This window comes from Pelagibius sp. (assembly GCF_965227505.1).
GTDB lineage: Bacteria > Pseudomonadota > Alphaproteobacteria > Kiloniellales > Kiloniellaceae > Pelagibius.
The window spans coordinates 1,466,618-1,485,940 of the sequence record NZ_OZ245757.1; the positions used below are offsets into that span (position 1 = coordinate 1,466,618).

Annotated in this window: 19 protein-coding genes and 1 tRNA gene; 7 read left to right on the forward strand and 13 right to left on the reverse strand. The window is 65.9% G+C overall.

What is annotated here, in order from left to right:
- Positions 1 to 216 precede the first annotated feature (216 nt).
- The 6 genes from ACO06P_RS07030 to ACO06P_RS07055 all read right to left on the reverse strand — a co-directional run bounded on the left by ACO06P_RS07030 (position 217) and on the right by ACO06P_RS07055 (position 7,287).
- Entirely contained in the window at positions 217 to 1,860 is a 1,644-nt protein-coding gene (locus ACO06P_RS07030; RefSeq protein ID WP_420349292.1) for a thiamine pyrophosphate-binding protein, read from the reverse strand.
- A 393-nt stretch (positions 1,861 to 2,253) separates the two neighbouring features.
- On the reverse strand, positions 2,254 to 3,441 hold the full coding sequence (locus ACO06P_RS07035) for a serine hydrolase domain-containing protein (RefSeq protein WP_420349293.1): 1,188 nt from the start codon (positions 3,439 to 3,441) through the stop codon (positions 2,254 to 2,256).
- A 93-nt stretch (positions 3,442 to 3,534) separates the two neighbouring features.
- Positions 3,535 to 5,106: a flavin-containing monooxygenase gene (locus ACO06P_RS07040; RefSeq protein WP_421938179.1), complete on the reverse strand. Its 1,572-nt coding sequence runs from the start codon at positions 5,104 to 5,106 to the stop codon at positions 3,535 to 3,537.
- A gap of 286 nt (positions 5,107 to 5,392) precedes the next feature.
- Positions 5,393 to 6,295: a helix-turn-helix domain-containing protein gene (locus ACO06P_RS07045; RefSeq protein ID WP_420349295.1), complete on the reverse strand. Its 903-nt coding sequence runs from the start codon at positions 6,293 to 6,295 to the stop codon at positions 5,393 to 5,395.
- Positions 6,296 to 6,692: 397 nt separating this feature from the next.
- Positions 6,693 to 6,767: transfer RNA gene (locus ACO06P_RS07050), tRNA-Val, on the reverse strand.
- A 160-nt stretch (positions 6,768 to 6,927) separates the two neighbouring features.
- Complete coding sequence (locus ACO06P_RS07055) at positions 6,928 to 7,287, reverse strand: response regulator (protein WP_420349296.1); 360 nt, start codon at positions 7,285 to 7,287, stop codon at positions 6,928 to 6,930.
- A gap of 232 nt (positions 7,288 to 7,519) precedes the next feature.
- On the opposite strand from ACO06P_RS07055, the gene ACO06P_RS07060 reads away from it, so the two are divergent.
- From ACO06P_RS07060 to ACO06P_RS07075, 4 genes are all read left to right on the forward strand, one after another.
- Complete coding sequence (locus tag ACO06P_RS07060; RefSeq protein ID WP_420349297.1) at positions 7,520 to 8,413, forward strand: N-formylglutamate amidohydrolase; 894 nt, start codon at positions 7,520 to 7,522, stop codon at positions 8,411 to 8,413.
- Positions 8,410 to 8,970, forward strand: a complete 561-nt coding sequence (locus ACO06P_RS07065; protein WP_420349298.1) for a GNAT family N-acetyltransferase — start codon at positions 8,410 to 8,412, stop codon at positions 8,968 to 8,970. Before ACO06P_RS07060 ends, ACO06P_RS07065 begins: the two co-directional genes overlap by 4 nt.
- 350 nt (positions 8,971 to 9,320) lie before the next feature.
- Entirely contained in the window at positions 9,321 to 9,980 is a 660-nt protein-coding gene (locus tag ACO06P_RS07070) for a transglycosylase SLT domain-containing protein (RefSeq protein WP_420349299.1), read from the forward strand.
- Positions 9,981 to 10,054: 74 nt separating this feature from the next.
- Positions 10,055 to 11,236, forward strand: coding sequence for an aminotransferase class V-fold PLP-dependent enzyme (locus tag ACO06P_RS07075; RefSeq protein ID WP_420349300.1), 1,182 nt, complete (start codon positions 10,055 to 10,057; stop codon positions 11,234 to 11,236).
- A gap of 190 nt (positions 11,237 to 11,426) precedes the next feature.
- Here ACO06P_RS07075 and ACO06P_RS07080 read toward each other — a convergent pair whose 3' ends face one another.
- The 7 genes from ACO06P_RS07080 to fabI all read right to left on the reverse strand — a co-directional run bounded on the left by ACO06P_RS07080 (position 11,427) and on the right by fabI (position 16,840).
- Positions 11,427 to 11,753, reverse strand: coding sequence for an NIPSNAP family protein (locus ACO06P_RS07080; protein WP_420349301.1), 327 nt, complete (start codon positions 11,751 to 11,753; stop codon positions 11,427 to 11,429).
- Positions 11,754 to 11,816: 63 nt separating this feature from the next.
- Positions 11,817 to 12,176 carry a hypothetical protein gene (locus tag ACO06P_RS07085; protein ID WP_421935161.1) on the reverse strand — a complete coding sequence of 120 codons (360 nt, stop codon included), beginning with the start codon at positions 12,174 to 12,176 and terminating at the stop codon, positions 11,817 to 11,819.
- A gap of 3 nt (positions 12,177 to 12,179) precedes the next feature.
- The gene (locus ACO06P_RS07090) at positions 12,180 to 13,028 is read right to left on the reverse strand and encodes an FAS1-like dehydratase domain-containing protein (RefSeq protein ID WP_420349303.1); all 849 of its coding nucleotides are present in this window, start codon (positions 13,026 to 13,028) and stop codon (positions 12,180 to 12,182) included.
- Complete coding sequence (locus tag ACO06P_RS07095) at positions 13,025 to 14,149, reverse strand: CaiB/BaiF CoA transferase family protein (protein WP_420349304.1); 1,125 nt, start codon at positions 14,147 to 14,149, stop codon at positions 13,025 to 13,027. Before ACO06P_RS07095 ends, ACO06P_RS07090 begins: the two co-directional genes overlap by 4 nt.
- Positions 14,146 to 14,787 carry a glutathione S-transferase family protein gene (locus ACO06P_RS07100; RefSeq protein WP_420349305.1) on the reverse strand — a complete coding sequence of 214 codons (642 nt, stop codon included), beginning with the start codon at positions 14,785 to 14,787 and terminating at the stop codon, positions 14,146 to 14,148. The genes ACO06P_RS07095 and ACO06P_RS07100 overlap by 4 nt, the downstream gene beginning before the upstream one ends.
- A 24-nt stretch (positions 14,788 to 14,811) precedes the next feature.
- A complete protein-coding gene (locus ACO06P_RS07105) occupies positions 14,812 to 15,996 on the reverse strand; it encodes an acyl-CoA dehydrogenase family protein (protein ID WP_420349306.1) in 1,185 nt (394 codons plus the stop codon).
- A gap of 79 nt (positions 15,997 to 16,075) precedes the next feature.
- Positions 16,076 to 16,840 (reverse strand): enoyl-ACP reductase FabI, encoded by a 765-nt coding sequence (gene fabI / locus ACO06P_RS07110; protein ID WP_420349307.1) that lies wholly within the window; start codon positions 16,838 to 16,840, stop codon positions 16,076 to 16,078.
- A 224-nt stretch (positions 16,841 to 17,064) separates the two neighbouring features.
- Here fabI and ACO06P_RS07115 point away from each other — a divergent pair, with 224 nt between their 5' ends.
- From ACO06P_RS07115 to ACO06P_RS07125, 3 genes are read left to right on the forward strand one after another with little or no spacing between them, the layout of a single operon-like run.
- A complete protein-coding gene (locus tag ACO06P_RS07115) occupies positions 17,065 to 17,757 on the forward strand; it encodes a methyltransferase domain-containing protein (protein WP_420349308.1) in 693 nt (230 codons plus the stop codon).
- A 3-nt stretch (positions 17,758 to 17,760) separates the two neighbouring features.
- The gene (locus ACO06P_RS07120) at positions 17,761 to 18,093 is read left to right on the forward strand and encodes a hypothetical protein (RefSeq protein WP_420349309.1); all 333 of its coding nucleotides are present in this window, start codon (positions 17,761 to 17,763) and stop codon (positions 18,091 to 18,093) included.
- 13 nt (positions 18,094 to 18,106) lie between these two features.
- Positions 18,107 to 19,321, forward strand: coding sequence for a winged helix-turn-helix domain-containing protein (locus ACO06P_RS07125; RefSeq protein WP_420349310.1), 1,215 nt, complete (start codon positions 18,107 to 18,109; stop codon positions 19,319 to 19,321).
- Positions 19,322 to 19,323 lie beyond the last annotated feature (2 nt).

The following is a 19,323-nucleotide window of genomic DNA, read 5'->3' on the forward strand; positions in this document are numbered from 1 at the left end:
GACGCGACGACTTCGGCTGGATGGCTGCCATGCTTAACAAGCAATAACGACAAATCCTTTATCCACCCTTAAGCCCAAGGCTTCGCAGGGTCCCGAGTCTTAACAGGCGAGTCATAGAAGACACCCAACCATGGCGCGCATTTACTGGCACGGGGCGAAGACCCCGGCCAGCGCCAGCGGAGCAAGAGGTCCGCCGCGGCGGACCGGGGCAAAGGATCAGCCGCTTGAGCGCGGGGTCAGCGCAGCCGGCGAGACCCGGAGTTCCAGCAGCGCCGGGCGCTGCGACGTCCGCGCCGCCTCCCGCGCGCGCGCCAGCGCCTCGGGGAACTCGTCATCGCGGCTCACCACCTCACCGTGGCCGCCGTAGGCCGCCGCGAGGGCGGCAAAGTCCGGGTTGACGATATCCGTGGCCGATGGGCGGCCCGGATAGCTGCGCTCCTGGTGCATCCGGATCGTCCCGTAGAGGCCGTTGTTGGAGACCAAGACCAGGACTCCGGCCCCGTATTGGGCGGCGGTCCCCAGTTCCTGCATGGTCATCTGGAAGCAGCCATCGCCGGCAAGGCAGATCACGTCCCGCTCCGGGTACTGCAGCTTGGCCGCCACTGCGGCCGGCAGGCCATAGCCCATCGATCCGGAGGTCGGCGCGAGCTGGCTGCGCCAGACCTTGTAGCGATGGTAGCGATGCAGCCAGGCAGAATAGTTGCCGGCCCCGTTGGTGAGAATCGCATCGTCGGGGAGAACGCGGCCCAGATGGGCAATCACCTGCTCCATCTTCAAAGCCCCAGGCGTCTGCCGGGGCTCTTGCCAGTCCTCGTAGTCTGCGCGAGCCTGCGCAAGCCAGTCTCCCGCCTCCGCGCGAGTCCCTTCCACGGCCTCGGCTAACTGCCGAACGAAGACACCCGCAGCGGCCGCCACCGCCCGCTCCGGCCGGTAGACGCGGCCGAGCTCGCTTGGGTCGGGATACACGTGGATCAGCCGCTGGCGCGGATTGGGGATATCCACCAGGGTGTATCCGCTGGTGGTCATCTCGCCGAGCCGGGCGCCGAGAACCAGCAGCAGGTCCGCCGCCTTGACCCGTTCCGCCAGCTTGGGGTTGATGCCGATGCCCACATCGCCGACGTAGCAGGGATGCCGGTTGTCGAGGTAGTCCTGACAACGGAAGGCGGCACCGATGGGCAGTGCCGCAGTCTCGGCAAAGCGTCCCAGCGCCTCGGCCGCGGTCGCCGACCAGCCGGGGCCGCCAACCACTGCCAGCGGACGCTGCGCGCCCTGCAGGGCCTCGAGAACTGCTTCGACATCGGCCTGGGAAGCGCCACCGCCGGGCAGGCTCGCCGGAAGCGCGTCCGCTGTGACAGCCTGCGCAGAAAGCATGTCCTCCGGCAGGGCGAGGACGACCGGCCCTGGCCGTCCGGAGGCGGCAACGTGGAAGGCCTGGCTGACGTATTCGGGAATGCGCTCGGTGACCTCGATCTCCGCCACCCACTTGGCAAGGGGGGCGAACATGCGGCGGTAGTCCACCTCCTGAAAGGCCTCGCGGTCGCGCTGGTCGCGGGCCACCTGCCCCACGAAGAGCACCATCGGCGTGGAGTCCTGAAAGGCGATGTGGATGCCGGCGGAGGCATTGGTCGCCCCGGGCCCGCGGGTCACGAAGGCAACGCCGGGCTTGCCGGTCAGCTTGCCGTGGGCCTCCGCCATCATTGCCGCGCCGCCTTCCTGGCGGCAGACCACGGTCTGGATCTGGCTTTGATGCAGCCCGTCCAATGCCGCAAGAAAGCTTTCGCCGGGAATGCAGAAGACGCGTTCCACGCCCTGGATACGAAGCTGGTCTACGAGGATCTGGCCACCGTGGCGCGCCGACATGTCTGGTCTCCGGAGGATCGCGGATCGGGCGCGGAGCGCCCCTGCCCTCTGCCCTTGCCACAAGCACCGGGAGACGGCAAGGCTGCAAAGCCCCAAACGCGCACCTGGCAGCCACAACTCCTTTGATGCGGTGGCCCGGTGACGGAGAAGCAAAGGGCGCGGCGAAGCCCACGACAGCGCGAACCACGGCCTGAGAAAAACCGCCGCCGGGCAAGCGCTGCCACGCCTCCCCGTGCAGACCTCGTTGTGGCGGTTCTCACGGAGATCCCGGGGGGCTCCCAGGCTCGATGCGGTGGGGTTTCGCACCGATCCTGGAGAGCCAGCCTCCGGCGGCCTTCGAGCCTTGCGAAGAACCGCTTCCGATCGCCGATGGTCGGCGGTCGAACCAAGTGGTCAGGCAGCCTCGGCCGCACTCAGCGAAGCGTAGAAGGCGGTTTCGAGTTCCAGATAGCCCGTGAAGGAGACCGGGTCTCCGAACGGCAGGATCTGCGTTGCCCAGAAGCCGCCGAAGCCATTCCGGCGGTCGATCCAATAGAACAGATTGGCAAGACCGGCCCAACCGATTGCTCCGGCGGGCCGGCCCGTCGGCGCCTGCTCATCATTCACCATGAAACTAAATGACCATGACTTTGAAAGACCGGGGAAGAATTCCGCATCGTTCGACAACGACGGGATCACGCCCTTGAAGGGTGTGATCTTGCGATCACCCAGGTGGTTCTGCACGGCCATTTGGACCGTGTCCGCTTTAAGCACACGGCCGTTTTCACCAGCGCCGTCGTTCAACCACATGCGGATAAAGCGCATGTAATCGCCGACAGTGCCATAAAGACCGTGGCCGCCCATGTGGACTTCGGGCTTGTCCGGCAGTTCGAAGTCCATCGGCGTCAGGCTGCCGTCTTCTCCGCGCGCGTGCATTCCGGCGAGGTTTTGCCGAAGCCTATCATTCAGTTCGAATGTCGTGTTCGTCATCCCAAGCGGTTCGAAAATCCGCGACTGGAAGACTTCGCCGAGACGCCGATTGGTGATTCCCTCAACGACCTGCCCGCACCAGTCGATGTTCGTGCCATACTCCCAGCTCTCGTCGGGATCGAAGAGGAGCGGCGTCATCAGCGCCGCCTTCGATGCGGTGATAACGCTGGGTTGGCCCTGCTCCTGGGCCAGGCGGTTATAGGTCTCACTGAAGAAATCGTAACCGAAACCCGCGGTGTGCAGCATCAGCATCCGCGTTGTGATGTCGCGCTTGGGCGCACGCAGCCTTGGCTCACCATTTGCCTCAAAGCCCTCGATCACCTGAAGCTTTCCGATATCAGGTGCGTAGGTCTTTGCCGGCGCATCGAGGTCGAGTTTACCCTCTTCGACCAGCTGCAGCACTGCCGTGCCGGTGATTGCCTTGGTGGTCGAGAAGATGGCGAAGACGTCGTCGGTGGTCATCGCCGTTTCCCCGTCGATGCGGCGCAGGCCCGCCGCACCCTCGTAGATGTTCCTTTGGCGATCTGTGACCATTGCAACGACGCCGGGAACACGTGGATCGGAGGTGACAACACCGTTCAGGATGGCGTCCGCATTGAATTCATGGCTCATGGAATCCTCCCATTTTCTGAAGCCGGTTCCGCACCTGCCCCGGTTCTTGACGGAACAGGCAGTCGTTTCCGGGCGGGGGTCAGAGGGTCGGGCTCAGGCGTCTTGCGGAGCGGCCGCCTTGCTGAGTGAGAAGAGCGGATAGCCCTCCCTCGCTATCGCATCGCACTTGTCGCGATAGGTGCCGACGCCACCGGTGTAGGAGAGAACGCGCCGCGGCTTACCCGGCACGTTCGAGCCGGTGTACCAGGAACTGGTCTTGGCGATCAGCGTGGCGTTCGCGGTCTCGTCGTGATGCCGGACCCAGGAGTCCTCGCCCTCGCGCGTGGGCTCGATCACGTCGTTGCCGGTTTCGCGCATATGGCGGATGCAGTCCGAAATCCACTCGGTCTGCTGTTGCAGGCAGGTGGTCATGTTGCAGAGCGCCGCCGAGGGTGCAAGCGGCGCACCGGTCATGAACAGGTTCGGAAAGCCGTACTTCTGAATACCCAGCGTCGTGCGGATATCCTTGCGCCACTCCTCGGCGAGCTTCAGCCCGTCACGGCCGGCGATATCGATCCGGGACAGTGCGCCCGAGCCCGCATCAAAACCCACCGCCATGATGATGACGTCGAGTTCGTAAACGGTGCCGTCCGCCAGTTTCAAGCCTTCGGCGACGATCTCGGCGATCGGGTTATCGCGGACGCTGACCGCCTCGACATTGTCGCGCAGGAAAGCTTCCAGGTAGTTGGTCTCGAGGGGCACGCGATGGGTGCCAAAGCCATATTCACCGGGTTTGGGCACGAGGATGTCGATCAGGCGAGGGTCCTTGAGGCGCGCGCGCATCTTCTCGCGCACGAACTCCGAAATCTCCTCGCTTACCTCCTCGTCGAAGAACATCTCGGCGAAGGAGGCGAGCCACAGCTTCAGCGAGCCATCGGCGTGGATCTCCTCCAGCACCGCGCGGCGCTGTTCGGGCGTAAGGTCGGCCCACTTGTTCTCGAAGTCGTACTCGAAGCCGGTGAAGGTGTGCGGCAGGTTTTCCTTCAGCTCCTCGAAGCGCCCCTTGTACCAGCGCGCCTCGTCAGGCCCGTACTTCGGGTTCTTCATCGGCAGTACATACTGGGGGGTGCGCGCGAAGACCGTCAGGTGATCGACCTCCGACGCGATGGTCTGAATGACCTGGATGCCGGTCGCACCGATGCCGATCACGCCGACACGCTTGCCCTCCAGGTCGAGCCCGGCCTTCGGATAACGCCCGGTATGCACGATCGCGCCCTTGAAGCTGGATTGGCCCGGAAAACGATCCTCGAGCGGCGCTGAGAGCATGCCGGTGCAGCCGATCACGAACTGGGTGTCGATGACATCGCCCTGGCCGGTCTCGACCTTCCAACGGCCGCTTTCCTCGTTGAAAGTCGCTTTGGTGACGGTGGTCGAGAACGAGATATCCCGGCGCAGGTTCAGCGAATCGGCAATGTAATGCAGCCAGCGCTCGATCTCCGGCTGGCCGGGGAAGCGTTCGCTCCAAGTCCAGCCCTTATAGAGCTCTTCATCGAAAAGGTACTGATAGATATAGGCCTCGCTGTCGAACTTGGCTCCTGGATAGCGGTTCCAGTACCAGGTGCCGCCGACATCGCTCGCCGTGTCGCAGGCGTGAGCCTTCAGGCCCAGCTCTCTCAACTGGTGCAATTAGTAGAGCCCGGCCACACCCGTTCCGATCACCAGTGCGTCGAGTTGCGCGGGCACGGGCTTCCGATCCGCCGGAACGGCGGTTTGCGTAGCGTCCAACATGACTTCCTCCCGTTTGGTCGCGGCCATTTGCTGCCGGCCGCTTGACATGCCCGGATGCGGGGCCTCTCGGCCCGGTCTCCTGGGTCACGCGGGAAGCCTGCCAAGCCACCGACAGGCGGTCTTGAAGGATCGGTGGGGAAGTTTTGAACGATCCGGGCAAGGCCCGGGGGTGGATGGGGAGCGGTCAGAGCCCGGCGCGGTACTGTCCAGGGGTTACACCCAAGGCCTTGCGGAAGCTGCGGGTCATGTGCGCCTGGTCGGAATAACCGCAGGCGGCGGCAACGTCCTTGAGCGCGCGGCCGGGCTCGCGCAGCATCGTGCGGGCGCGTTCCAGCCGCTTGTGCTGCACAAAGGAATAGGCGGGCAGGCCGACGCTCTCGCGCAGATGCCGGTTGAACGTCCAGACCCCCATTCCCAGCACACCCGCCAGTTCATCGAGCGAGAGCGATTCGTGGAGATGGGCGTCGATGTAGGCTTCCAGCAAATTGAGCTGTCGCTGCGACAGGCCGGAAGGACCCGGCGCTTTCCGGCTTTCGAACGAGGCGTAGTTGCGCAGAAGATGGACGGCCAGTTGCACGGAAAGCGCCTCGGCATAGAGTTTACCGGCCGGTCCGTCGTCGGCAGCCTCCATCGTCAGTTGATCGGCGATGTGGCTGACGACCGGATCGCTGCCCTGCAGGACGTCGTGCAGGCAGACCTGCCCGACATCCTTGTCCTGAACATCACGCGCGACACGGGTCATGAGCGCGTCAGTCAGGTACAGGTGCGATACCACCAGCCCCTCGGTCCAGTTCCAGTGCGATTGCATCGAGCGGGAGAGCAGGGAGAAATGGCCCGGGCCGCATCGCGTGCGCGTCCAGCGACCGTCGAACTGCCGGTCCATCGGCGTATCGCCTTTGCGGTACTGCACGATCATGAAGGTATTCATGGGCGGGATTTCGACGTCCTGACCATGATAGCGATAGGTGCGCTGAGCCACGCCGTTCCAGCCGAGCCCCTTGCTTTCGCAGAGGACCCGACCCGGCACCCAGATCGGCAGGTCGTCCGGATCTATGAGCCGCGTCTCTTGTTGCGTCGTCGCTTTCATCTCGGGATCCGCCGTATCCCTTCTCCGGCCGCGGGAAAACCGGTCCTATCGCGACCTTGCCATCGTATTGGCAACTACGCCGGCAGGTTCTGAATGCCGACAACACTTCCGCTCGCTTAGCAGAAAAGGTAGATACCGCCCAAGAGCGGGTCAATTCGACCAAGGTCGCACCGCGATCCGCGCGCGCCGAAAGCATGGCAGCGTTCAGATCCCCATGGATCGGCATGCGCGCTTGGGGAGCCAGTGATCCCCGATTGAGGGCAGTCAGGAATCCTGGCCCATTCGTGGCGGCAAGGCCTCCATGGAACCGCCGTCGCGCTCGTCAAGCCCGGGAGCAGTCACGCTCTCCAACCCCGCGGGCCGGCGAGAGCAATCTCATCTAAGTGCTTGAAAAGAATGGTGGGCGTACCTGGGATTGAACCAGGGACCTCCTCGATGTCAACGAGGCGCTCTCCCGCTGAGCTATACGCCCCCCTGTGCCGCCGGGGCAGCCTGGCCGCGGAACCCCGTTCCGCGAAGGCCCGGCACGACCGGCCGTGACGCTGGCCGACTGTGTCGTTGGGAGGACGCGGAGTAGCATCATCGCCGGGCTTTTTCAAGAGCCCCGGCTTCAGGAGCTTCGAGCCCGGTTTTCAGGCCGTGAGCATGGACTCCACCTCCTCCACCAAGTGGCGGAGATGGAAGGGCTTGGAGAGAATGCGCGCCCCGCGTGGGGTCTGATCCCTGTTCTTGAGCGCCACGGCGGCAAAGCCGGTGATGAACATGACCCGCAGACCCGGCTGCAGCTTGGCGGCCCGGCGCGCCAGTTCGATCCCGTCGAGGCCCGGCATCACCACATCGGCCAGCAGCAGGTCCGCCTGAAAGCCGTCCAGGGCGGCAATCGCGTCAAGGCCGTCGCCGACCGCCATGACATGATGGCCGGCCTTGCGCAGGGCCTTTGCGAGAAACTCCCGCATCGAGGCATCGTCTTCTGCAAGGAGGATTTGCGCCATTATCCTGTTTGGCCGTCACATCCAAGCGATGGTTAACCCGGCCGCGGGCCCGCAGGCGGAACGGCCAATCATATCTCAGGCTACCATGCCGGCGCCGAATGAGAGCTTAATGCGCCGCGGGCAGGGTGGAAAGCCACCATTGGGCGACCAATCTCTCAGAGGGTGCGTATCGGGCATGACAGCGCGGGCGCTTTGGCCTAGAACACTAAAAGGAAACAGGCTCTTTGGAGATATGGACGCCCTAGCCCCAAGCGCCCAGACAGGCAGGCCCCACGAGATTGTCTGGCCGGCCCGGCAGACCCTGCCGCTGGTTTTCGCTTCGCCGCACAGCGGCAGCGACTACTCTCCGGAGTTCCTGGCGGCCTCCTGCCTCGACCCGCTCAGCCTGCGCCAATCGGAAGACAGCTTCGTGAACGAGATTTTCGGGTGCGCGCCTGAGATGGGCGCACCGCTGATCCACGCGCTCTTTCCGCGGGCCTTCGTCGACCCGAACCGCGAGCCCTACGAGCTCGATCCAGCGGTTTTCAAGGACAAGCTGCCGCCCTACGCCAACACGCGCTCGCCGCGCGTGGCCGCGGGCCTGGGAACCATTGCCCGCGTCGTTGCCAGCGGCGCCAACATATATAAGGACAAGCTCACTCTCGCCGAGGGGCTGGAGCGTATCCGCTCCTGCTATTGGCCCTATCACGAGTCGCTGCGGATGCTCGTGCAGCAGACCAAGGAACAGTTCGGTTGCTGCATCCTGATCGACTGCCACTCCATGCCGTCGGCCAGCAAACTGGGACAGGGCCGGGGGGCGGTCAATCGCACGGCCTTTGTCCTGGGCGATTGCCACGGCAGCAGCTGCGCGGCCGTTGTCACTGACACGGTGGAGCGAATCCTTCATCGCAAGGGCTATCAGGTCGCGCGCAACAGCCCCTATGCCGGCGGCTTCGTGACCCGCCATTACGGCAAGCCGGAAACCGGAATCCATAGCCTGCAGATCGAAATCAACCGTCAGATCTACATGGACGAGACGCGGATGGAACGCCGCCCGGCACTGCGTGCGCTGGCACAGGACATGCGCGATGTCGTCGCCGCCCTCGGCAGCCTCCAGCAGGGGCGGCTGCGACCCAACGGCCGGTGAGCCAGGCCATCACATTGCATCAGACCGCAGAGCTGCGCGACGCCCGGCAGGACGACTGCCCGGCAATTCAGGCGATCTATGCCGACCATGTGCTACACGGAGTCGCCTCTTTCGAGGAGACTCCGCCCGATCTTGCGGAAATCCAGCGCAGGGTCGCGGCCGTGCAGAGCGCCGCCCTGCCCTATCTGGTGGCGGAGGCATCGCCGGCCGGCGGAGACATCCTCGGATTCGCCGCGGTCGGCCCCTATCGCACGCGCCCGGCCTACCGCTACACCCTGGAGACCACCGTCTACATCCGCCGCGGGCTGGAAGGCCGGGGAATCGGCAGCCTGCTGCTCCCGGCCCTGATCGAACGCAGCGAAGCCTTGGGCTTTCGTCAACTCGTGGCGGTCATCGGCGACAGCGAAAACCTGGCTTCCATCGGCCTCCACAAACGCCATGGCTTTCGTGAAGCCGGTGTTCTCCGGGCCATTGGCTTCAAGCATGGGCGCTGGCTCGATTCCGTGCTGATGCAGCGCGCCCTCGGCAAGGGCGGCGACAGCCCGCCCGACGGCTGAGACGAGACCGCCGCCTCCCCCTTCAGAATCCGTCGATCCCGGCGCGCCTTCGGCGCAGAAACAAGAAAAAAGGGCCGCGCAACCGCGCGGCCCAAGTTTAGGGAGGAAATGCCCTATGGAACTGCGATACCGACCGCCGGAAGGCGACCGCATATCGCAGTGCACAATATGCGCCCCTGCCTGGACGATTTCAACAGAGAATTCACCAATTCATTGATTTGCATATAAATTTCACACCACCATCATTTCCGTTCCACCTCTGTTTAGCTAATCATATTGCGTCGCACCATCTACGTGCAGAGCCTAGGCCCCCTTGCAGCCATTGGCACGCAGGTTGCTTCGTCCCGGGTATGAGACAGGCGTTCGTATCGCACCGGGGATGGGCCCGGAACAGGCTTGCGGGGCTGCTGCTGGCCCTGACCTGGGTTGCGGCGGCACCGGCCGTCGCGCTTGGAGACTCAGGCCAGAAGCCCGAGGATCCCTGGGATCTCTGCCGTCAGGGCATCGCGGCTGCCGAGCGGGATCACCAGCTTCCGCCGCTCCTGCTTGGGGCCATCGCCAAGACCGAATCGGGGCGCTGGCACGAGGACCGGGCGGCAAGACTTGCCTGGCCCTGGACCGTGATGGCCGAGGGCAAGGGGCGTTTTCTGCCGAGCAAGCAGGCAGCGATTGATATGGTGAAGGCATTGCGCGCGCGCGGCGTGCAGAACATCGACGTCGGCTGCATGCAGGTGAACCTCTATCATCACAGCGATGCCTTCGAGGATCTGGAAGCCGCTTTCGATCCGCAGCGCAACGCTGCCTATGCCGCCGGCTTCCTGGCGGAGCTGCGCAGCGAAGCGCGCTCCTGGACCCGCGCCGTCGGGCACTATCACTCCCGCACCATTCTCAGGGCCAACGCCTATCGGGCAAAGGTCTTCAAGGCCTGGCGGGCGGAGCGCCACCGCGCCAACCGGGAACGCCGCGCCCGCCTGCAGGCCGAGCGCGAAGCCGCACGCAAAAAATCCTAACCGGCCCTTGCCTTCGGACCTGCCCCGCCGCTAACTAGCGCCTGCAAAAGCGACAGGAAGGGTTGGGGGGAGACGTGATCGATCTGGCGAAGGTAAGGCGCGACACCAGCGCCTGCGAAAGAGTTCTGCATTTCAACAATGCCGGGGCGGCGCTGATGCCGGACGCCGTGGTCGCCCGCCAAGTCGCGCATATCCGGCGCGAAGGCGAGATCGGCGGCTACGAAGCAGCGGCGGGGGCAGCCGAAGAGATCGACGGCGTCTACCGCAGCGTCGCGGGACTGCTGAACGCCGCGCCGGGCGAGATCGCGCTGATGGAAAACGCGACCCTGGCCTGGAACGCCGCGTTCTTCTCCTTCGACTTCCAGCCGGGCGACCGCCTGCTGACCGGCGAGGCGGAGTACGCCAGCAACTACCTCAACTATCTTAAGCTCGCCCGCACGAAAGGGCTGGTGGTCGAAGCGATCCCCTCCACCCCCGAGGGCGAACTCTCGATTCCCGATCTGGAAGCGGCCTGCGCCAAGCCCGGCGCAAAGCTGATCGCGGTCACCCATGTGCCGACCAACGGCGGACTGGTGAACCCAGCGGAGGAGATCGGCCGAGTCGCGCGGGCCCACGGCATCCCCTTTCTGCTGGATGCCTGCCAATCGGCCGGGCAGATCGACCTGGATGTCGAGAAACTGGGCTGCGACCTGCTCTCCGCCACCGGGCGCAAGTATCTCCGCGGCCCCCGCGGCAGCGGCTTCCTCTATGTGCGGCGTGGCTTCCTCGACCGGGTCGAGCCGCCGGCCCTCGACCTCCGCGCCGCCAAGTGGGTGGCCGCGGACCGCTACGAGCTGCGGCCCGATGCCAAGCGCTTCGAGAACTGGGAATACAACTACGCGGCCGTCCTGGGGCTGGGCACCGCGGTGGACTACGCGCGCGATATCGGCCTGCCGGCGATCGAGGCGCGGGTGGCGGAGCTGGCCGCGGACCTGCGCGAACGGCTGGCCAAGATCCCCGGTGTCACCGTTCAGGATATCGGCCGGCGGCGCTGCGGCCTCTGCGTTTTCGAGGTCGCCGGCCAGACGGCGGAACACGTGAAATCAAGCCTGCGCCGGCAGGCTATCAATACCTCCGTGACCGACCCGAACTCGACCCTGCTGGACGCCACCAAGCGCGCCCTGCCCGACCTCGTGCGCGCCTCGGTGCACTACTACAACAGCGACGAAGAACTCGACCGCTTCGCAGCGGCGGTGAAGGCCATCGCTGCAAGCTGAGACCAGGTAATCAGGCGGCGACGGATTGACCCCGTGCTTCGAGACGCCCTTGCGGGACTCCCCATGCTTCGAGACGGCCGCTGCGCGGCCTCCTCAGCATGAGGTCAATCGTTCCATCACCTCACCCTGAGGAGGCCTGAAAGGCCGTCTCGAAGGGTGCCAGCACGGTGGCCTGCATCCCAGCAGCCTCTTACCGCTTCGGCTCGGCGAAGAAGTCGACGGGCGCCATCAGCTTGTTGGACTGGGAGATCAGCGCCCCCAGCTCGGCGGAACGGCGCAGGTAGTCCTGCCAGTCCGGGTCGGCCTGCATGGCGGCGCGCTTGGTCTCGCGGTCGCCGGCGTCCTTATAGACCCAGATGTGGACGTATTCGTTGGGGTCGCCGGTCTCGGTGCGCAGATAAGCCAGGGGTTGGCCCAGGTGACGGGTCTGCGCCGGCTTGCCATATTGCTCATAGAGATCGAAGTGGGCCTTCATAGTATTGGGTTTCACGCGGTACGTGCGCACGTCCAAAAGCATATCCGTCCTCTTGATTGCTGTGGTTTGTGAAAGGGTGGCCGCCAGGCAGCCACGGTCAAAGCGTCAATTCCAGTCCAGGTTCACCGACATGCAGTTCGCGCAGAGCAGCGCGCCGCGCGGCATGGGATGACCGCAGTAGTGGCAGCCCTCGTCCTTCTTGCGCAGGTGCAGCACAACGGCCTTGGCCGCCCGCTCGCCGCAGGGCACGGCTTTCTTGAGGTAGTTCATGGCCGCGACTGAGTCCGTTTCCCTGAGCCTGGCAGCCTTCCGGCGCTGCCGGTCCGACAACGACTGACACAGCAGTACCGGCGTCAGGCATTGCGGGCAGATCACGTGCGGCCGGCCTTCGACATCGACGGTTTCGTAGGACTCGCTGTGGTCCCGATAGAGCTCGATGTTACGGGGGATCATTCTTCTGGGCATCGGTCAACGCCACTCCACGGCGCCGCACATCGCGAGGAAGCCGTCAGGGTCAGTCACCCAGAGGTCGGCGTGCGAACCCTCCGGCGCACCGCAGACCGTGAAGGGCCTGGTATCGAAGATGGGGCGCAGGGCGCGGAAGCGGAAGGCGGTAGCCACGGCCGCCGGCTGCTCACGCCGTAGAAGACCGACCATCAGCGTGGCCAACAGGGGTCCATGAACAACGAGGCCGGGATAGCCCTCCTCCGCCGTCGTGTAGGGCTGATCGTAGTGGATGCGGTGGCCGTTGAAGGTGAGCGCCGAATAGCGGAACAGCAGCACCGGGTCCGGCGTCACCCGATGGACCCAAGCAGCCTCCGCCGGCGCCGGCTCCCCCGGCGGCAGGCCCGCACCTTTCGCCGCCGCCGCGCGGTAGACGATGTCGTGTTCCTCGACGATGCAGTCGCCGGCGGCATCAGCCATGACGTGCTCGACTGTAACGAAGGCCAGCGCGCCGCTGCGCCCGGTCTTGTGCTCGACCGATGTGATGGTGGAACGGCGGGTGACCGCGCTGCCGATGGCCGGAAGCCTGGCAAAGGACACGCGGCTGCCGGCCCACATGCGCCGCGGCAGATCGATGGGCGGTAGGAATTCGCCGCGGGCCGCGTGGCCGTCGGGCCCGAGGGCCGCCGTCGGTGCCGTGGTCCAGAAGTAGGCCCAATGCCAGAGCGGCGGCAGGGGATCGCCGGCGGTCAGCGCAGCCTGCGGGTCGTCGAGGGTCGCCTGCAGCGCCCGCGCCCGGTTGAGGTCGAGGCTGTCCACGGCCTCTTCGCGGCGCCCCACCCAGTCGGTCCAGTCCTGCAATGCCTCGCTCATGCCGCGAACTCCGCACGCAGGGCCGCGCCGTGCTGGTCAAGGGCGGGAACGGGTCCGAGCCGAAGATCCTGCCCGCGATCCCAGGCCGGCGGGGCCACGAGGTCGATGCGGCCGCCCGGCGTCCCCACGGAGACACGGCGGAGCTGCGGGTGGGCGCCGAGATCGGCCGGGCTGTTGACCGCGCCGAAGGCGATCTGCGCCGCCTCCAGTCGGACAACGACGTCGGCACGGTCGAGCGCGCCGAAGCAGGTTTCGATCTCCCGGTCGAGAGCCGGGCGGTTTTCGACCCGCGCAGTGTTGTCGCAGAAACGCGGATCCTCCGCGAGGCCGGGCAGCGTCAGGACCTGCGCGGCAAAGCGCTGCCACTCCCGCTCGTTCTGAATACAGATCACGATCTCGGCTCCGCCGGCGCAGGCATAGACGCCGTAAGGCGCGATGCTCGGATGGTTGAGGCCGACACGCGGGGGCGCACCGGGGCCATAGTCCTGATGCAGCAGCGGCACGGTCATCCAGTCGGCCATGGCGCTGAACAGCGATGTCGCGAGGGCCGCGCCCTCACCGGTCCGCCCGCGGCGCAGCAGCGCCTCCAGAACAGCCTGGTAGGCATACATGCCGCAGGCGATGTCGCAGACCGATACGCCCACCCGACCCGGCCCTTCCGGCCGCCCGGTGATGGCGGCCAGTCCGCTTTCCGCCTGCACCAGCAGGTCATAGGCCTTCATGTGCGCGTAGGGCCCGGTTTCGCCGTAGCCGGAGATGTCGCAGGTGATCAGCCGCGGATCGGCGGCCCGAAGGTCCTCAGACCCAAGGCCGAGACGCCCGGCCGCCCCGGGGGCCAGGTTCTGGATGAAGATGTCGGCCTGCGCGATCATGCGCCTTACCAGGGCCAGATCGCCGGGCGCCTTCAGGTCGACGGCGATGGATTCCTTGCCGCGGTTCAGCCAGACGAAGTAGGCGCTTTCCCCCCTGGCGACACGGTCGTAGACGCGGGCGAAATCGCCCTCCGGCCGTTCCAGCTTGATGACGCGGGCGCCGGCGTCGGCCAGGCGGCAGCTACAGTAGGGCGCCGCCACCGCCTGTTCCAGGCTGACCACAAGAATGCCATCTAGGGGCCTGGTCATGGAACAGCCGGAGGGGTGTAGGTGGACTGGACGGAGGAGCGTGCCGAAACCTGTGTCCACCATCGCTCCAGGTTCGGATGGGCCTGCAGTTGTTGCTGCCCCTCTTCGGCAAAGAGGAAGTACTGAAACATCGGCACGGCCTGCGCGTCGGCACGGCTGAAGGCGGCCCCTGCGAAGTAGGTCTGATCGCCGAGCAGTTCGGCCAGCGCCGCCAGGCAGCGTGCCGTCCTGGGCAGGGCTTCAGCGATGGCCTCCGCGTCGTAGTCCAGCTTGCGGGCACGCTCCAGCGTCTGAACGAAGACGGCGCGCACCATGGGGCGGTAAGCCTGACCGTCGAGCACGGAGATCACCTGTTCCATGCGCGCGAGCTCCGTCGCGCGGCTCGGCTCGAGCGGTGGCCCCTCGAAGGCTTCCTCGACGTAACGGGTGATGGCGCGGGCCTCGTAAAGGCGGAAGCCGTCATGCTCGAAGGCCGGCACCAGACCGAAGGGCTGACGCTCCAGCCAGTCCGCCGGCCAGTCGCTGCGGTCGAAGACGTCGAACTCGGTATGGTCATAGTCGACACCCTTTTCGATCAGCGCAAGGCGGGCGATGCGGACGTAAACGCTGTAGCTCGGGCCCATAAGGACGGGTTTCATGCGACGGCCTCTAGAATTCTGGAACTAGTAGCTGCGGGGAAGGCCGAGGACGTGCTCGGCCAGATAGGCGAGGATGAGGTTGGTGGACACCGGCGCTACCTGATAGAGCCGGGTTTCGCGATACTTGCGCTCGACATCGTACTCCTCGGCAAAGCCGAAGCCGCCGTGGGTCTGCAGGCAGGCCTCCGCCGCCGCCCAGGACGCTTCGGAGGCGAGCAGTTTGGCCATGTTGGCTTCCTTGCCGCAGCGCTCCCCCGCATCGAAGAGGGCGGCAGCGCGGGCCACCATCAGCGACGCCGCCTCGCTCTGGGCGTAGGCGCGGGCGATGGGAAACTGGATGCCCTGGTTCTGCCCGATAGGCCTGTCGAAGACCTTGCGCTCCCCGGCGTAGGCGCTGGCCTTGTCGATGAACCAGCGGGCGTCGCCGATGCACTCGGCGGCGATGAGAATGCGTTCGGCGTTCATGCCGTCGAGGATGTAGCGGAAGCCCTGGCCCTCGGTGCCGATCAGGTTCTCCGCCGGCACCTCTAGGTTGTCGAAGAAGACCTCCGTCGTGGCGTGGTTCATCATCGCCCGGATCGGCTTGACGGTGACGCCCTTCCCGAGCGCGGCGCGCAGGTCGACCACAAACACCGAAAGCCCCTCGCCCTTCTTCGCGACCTCGTCCCTCGGCGTCGTGCGCGCCAGCAGCAGCATGAGATCGCTGTGTTCGGCGCGGCTGGTCCAGACTTTCTGGCCGTTGACGACGTAGCGACCGCCCTCGCGACCGCCCTCGCGCCTGGCCGTGGTGGCGAGGCTCAAGGTGTCGCTGCCGCTGGTCGGCTCGGTCACGCCGAAAGCCTGGAGCCTGAGCGAGCCTTCAGCGATGCCCGGCAACCAGCGCTGCTTCTGTGCCTCGCTGCCGTGCTTCAACAGAGTGCCCATGGTGTACATCTGGGCGTGGCAGGCCGCTCCGTTGCAACCGGCCTTGTGGATCTCTTCCAGGATCGCGGCACCGGCAGCGAGCGGAAGGCCGCTGCCGCCATAGGCCTCCGGGATCAGGGCGGCGAGATAGCCGGCTTCGGTGAGGGCCCGGACAAAGTCCTCCGGATAGGTGCGCCGGGCGTCCAGGTCCCGCCAGTAGGACCCGGGAAAGCCGGCACAGAGGGCGCGCAGGCCGGCGCGGATCTCCGGAAAGTTCTCGCCATCAGTCTTTGCGGGTTCGGTCATTGCGGACGCCAGCCTAGCGCATCGCGCGGAGGCCGCAAGGCCGCGTGCGCGGCAGCGTCATGCCGGCTGCGAAGGACCGTTACCCGCGAATGTGATAGCCGCCGTCGATGTAATGCACGCAGCCGGTGATGTTGGCGGCCTCCGGGCTGGCCAGAAAGGCGGCATAGGCGCCAACGTCCTCGATGCTCACCAGTTCGCGGGTCGGCGCCTGCTTGGCGGCGCGCTCAAGGAGTTCGTCGAAGCGGTCGAGCCCCGAAGCCGCGCGGGTCTTCAGCGGCCCGGGGGAGAGCGCATGGACCGAGATCTTCTTGGGTCCAAGCTCAGCCGCCATGTAACGCGTGACCGCCTCCAGGGCCGCCTTCACCGGGCCCATGACGTTGTAGTAATCGACCACCTTTTCGGAGCCATAGAAGGACACGGTCATACAGGTGCCCCCCGACGGCATGAGCCGCTCGGCATGATGGACCATGCGCATGAAGGAGTGGACCGAGACGTCCATCGCCGTGACGAAGCCATCGCGGGAGCAGTCGACAACCCGGCTGTGCAGATCCTCGCGCGGACAGTAAGCGATGGAGTGCAGGCAGATATCGATGCTGCCCCAGACCTTGCCGATCGCATCGAACAGGGCGGAGACCTGCCCGTCCTCACGGACATCGAGCGGCAGGAAGATTTCCGCACCCAGCGCCTCGGCAAGTGGCTGCACATGCGGCTTAGCCTTTTCGTTCAGATAGGTGATCGCGAGGCTGGCCCCCTGATCACGGAAAGCCTTGGCACAGCCATGGGCGATCGACGATTCGTTGGCAATGCCAACCACCAGCGCTTTCTTGCCTTTCAGGGAGAACATGGCCTCTCTTTCCCGTTCTGTTGGACTCTCAAGCTATCGGTCGAAAATGACAGCCAGATGGCCGTCCGGTGACGGATCTGACCGGGCCCGGCCGCGGCGCTCATCCAGCGGCCACCGGCGGGCAGACTGCTGTCAGGGGGCTGGCACCAGCCTTATGGGCAGGTGCTGGCGAATCCCGGTGCCCGCAGCCTAAAATGCCGGTCCTCATAGCGACTTGAAAGCCGATGACTCAAGGTCCACTGGAAAAACACACCGCCGTCCTGCGCGACCGCCTTTCTCTGGCCGGGGCCCGGGTCGCCGACATCGGCTGCGGCGACGGCGGTCTGGTGCGGGCGCTGGCCCGCGCCGGCGCAGAGGTCATCGGCATCGATCCGCAGCCCCATCAACTGGACCGCGCCCGGGCGGCCCCGGCGGCGGCAACGGAGCGCTACTGCGCGGCCCAAGGCCAGGCCCTGCCGCTGGGCGATGCCAGCCTGGACGTGGTGGTCTATTTCAACGCCCTGCACCATGTCCCGGTGGCGCACCAAGAAGCCGCCCTGGCCGAGGCCGCGCGGGTGCTGCGCCCGGGCGGGTGCCTCTACATCCAGGAACCTCTGGCCGAAGGTGTCTTCTTCGAGATGGTGCGACCCATCGAGGACGAGACCGAAGTACGCGCCCGAGCCTTCGAGGCGCTGAAGCGGGCCGCGGACGGCAAAACCTTGACCGAGGAGGAGCAGTACATCTACCGGGCACCCCACCGCCAGGCGAGCTTCGAAGCCTTCCGCGACGGCATGATCGCCGTCGACCCGGCACGCCGCCCGCTGGTCGAGGCCCGGGAGGAGTCGCTGCGGCAGAGCTTTATGGCGGCGGGCGAACAGCGTGACGGTGCCTTCTGGTTCGAAATACCCAGCCGTCTCAACCTCCTCAAGCGGGTCTAACCGATGCCCATTCGCTATATCTCCAAACATGATTCCCCGGACGACCCCGGCGGCATGATCCGCGAGGTTCTGGAGATGGGGGAGAGCTTCCCCGGCCCGGCGGAGGATCTGATGCTGGCCTGGGTGCTGCGCCTGGGCGAGGGCCGCGACCCGGCCGGCGCCGCCCGGCGCCTGATCTCGGACTACCGGCTCGAAGAAGAGCCCTTGCCGGGCGGCGCCTGCGGACGCCTGATCGAGATGCTGAAGGAAACGGCGCTCTACCCCGGCGACCGCATGGCCCGTCACCTCTGCAAACCGGCGCGGCGCGGCGGCTGGCGGCGCAACAGAGGCAAGTGACACCGGACACTCTATGGCTCCGCGACTGATCGATACCCGTTCCGCCCGGCGGCTTTTGCTGCAGCGTCAGGGCCTCTGCGAATCCCCCTATCGCAAGATCGACCATGGGGATCTCTTGGCGCTGATCGACCGTCTTGGCTTTGTACAGGTCGATTCCATCCAGACCGTCGAGCGCGCCCACCACATGATCCTCTTCGCACGCAATCAGACCTACCGGCACCGCCAGCTCAGCCGCCTGGTGGAAAAGGACGCCGCGCTCTTCGAAAACTGGACTCATGACGCCTCCCTCATCCCCAGCCGCTATTTTCCCTACTGGAGGCGGCGCTTCGCCCAGCGGAGCGAGCAACTACGCGCGCGCTGGGGCAAGAACCGCCGCGGTAACTTCGAGGATGAACTCGAGGCCGTCCTCGGGCATATCGAGGACCACGGCCCGGCCATGGCCCGCGACCTGGGGGGCGAGGACGTGAAGAGGCCGAAGGGCAGCAACGGATGGTGGGACTGGCATCCCTCGAAGACCGCCTTGGAGTATCTGTGGCACAGTGGCCGCCTGGCGGTATCGGCCCGCAGCGGCTTTCAGAAGGTCTACGACCTGACGGAACGGGTGATCCCGGAACCCCACCGCAGCACGGAGCCTTCTGAAGCGGAGATCATCGACTGGGCCTGCCGCAGCGCGCTGGAGCGCCTGGGCCTCGCCACCTCCGGCGAGATCGCCGCTTTCTGGGATCTGGTGAGCGCCGAGGAGGCCAAGGCCTGGTGCCGGGCGCTAAGCGGAAACGACCTGGAGGAGGTTCTGATTGCGGACGCCAAAGGCGGGCGCCCTCGCGCCGCCTACTGCAGCGCCGCCGCGGACCCGCTGCAGGACCTGGCGGAACCGCCGAAGCGCCTGCGGGTCCTGAGCCCCTTCGACCCGCTGATCCGCGACCGCAAGCGCTGCGAGCGGCTGTTCGGCTTTCACTACCGGATCGAGGTCTTTGTGCCCGCGGCCAAGCGGCGCTACGGCTATTACGTCTTTCCGCTGCTGGAGGGCGACCGGCTGATCGGGCGGATCGACATGAAGCACGAGCGCGAGAGCGCGACCCTGCGGGTCAAGGGGCTTTGGCTTGAACCGAAGATCAAGCTGTCGCGCGCCCGGCAGGACCGGCTGGAGGCCGAACTGGAACGCCAGCGCCGCTTCACCGGCGCAGAACAGGTCGCTTTCGATAACAGATACCTGCGGACCGCCGGCTGAGC

What these genes read in the sequence shown, in the direction of transcription:
- ACO06P_RS07090 (WP_420349303.1), bottom strand. Translation starts at nt 13,028, where the DNA reads ATGAGCGAGGCATTGCAGGACTGGACCGACTGGGTGGGGCGCCGCGAA.
- ACO06P_RS07085 (WP_421935161.1), bottom strand. Translation starts at nt 12,176, where the DNA reads ATGCCCAGAAGAATGATCCCCCGTAACATCGAGCTCTATCGGGACCAC.
- ACO06P_RS07125 (WP_420349310.1), top strand. Translation starts at nt 18,107, where the DNA reads ATGGCTCCGCGACTGATCGATACCCGTTCCGCCCGGCGGCTTTTGCTG.
- ACO06P_RS07080 (WP_420349301.1), bottom strand. Translation starts at nt 11,753, where the DNA reads ATGCTTTTGGACGTGCGCACGTACCGCGTGAAACCCAATACTATGAAG.
- ACO06P_RS07070 (WP_420349299.1), top strand. Translation starts at nt 9,321, where the DNA reads ATGAGACAGGCGTTCGTATCGCACCGGGGATGGGCCCGGAACAGGCTT.
- ACO06P_RS07115 (WP_420349308.1), top strand. Translation starts at nt 17,065, where the DNA reads ATGACTCAAGGTCCACTGGAAAAACACACCGCCGTCCTGCGCGACCGC.
- ACO06P_RS07055 (WP_420349296.1), bottom strand. Translation starts at nt 7,287, where the DNA reads ATGGCGCAAATCCTCCTTGCAGAAGACGATGCCTCGATGCGGGAGTTT.
- fabI (WP_420349307.1), bottom strand. Translation starts at nt 16,840, where the DNA reads ATGTTCTCCCTGAAAGGCAAGAAAGCGCTGGTGGTTGGCATTGCCAAC.
- ACO06P_RS07060 (WP_420349297.1), top strand. Translation starts at nt 7,520, where the DNA reads ATGGACGCCCTAGCCCCAAGCGCCCAGACAGGCAGGCCCCACGAGATT.
- ACO06P_RS07105 (WP_420349306.1), bottom strand. Translation starts at nt 15,996, where the DNA reads ATGACCGAACCCGCAAAGACTGATGGCGAGAACTTTCCGGAGATCCGC.
- ACO06P_RS07095 (WP_420349304.1), bottom strand. Translation starts at nt 14,149, where the DNA reads ATGACCAGGCCCCTAGATGGCATTCTTGTGGTCAGCCTGGAACAGGCG.
- ACO06P_RS07100 (WP_420349305.1), bottom strand. Translation starts at nt 14,787, where the DNA reads ATGAAACCCGTCCTTATGGGCCCGAGCTACAGCGTTTACGTCCGCATC.
- ACO06P_RS07035 (WP_420349293.1), bottom strand. Translation starts at nt 3,441, where the DNA reads ATGAGCCATGAATTCAATGCGGACGCCATCCTGAACGGTGTTGTCACC.
- ACO06P_RS07045 (WP_420349295.1), bottom strand. Translation starts at nt 6,295, where the DNA reads ATGAAAGCGACGACGCAACAAGAGACGCGGCTCATAGATCCGGACGAC.
- ACO06P_RS07030 (WP_420349292.1), bottom strand. Translation starts at nt 1,860, where the DNA reads ATGTCGGCGCGCCACGGTGGCCAGATCCTCGTAGACCAGCTTCGTATC.
- ACO06P_RS07120 (WP_420349309.1), top strand. Translation starts at nt 17,761, where the DNA reads ATGCCCATTCGCTATATCTCCAAACATGATTCCCCGGACGACCCCGGC.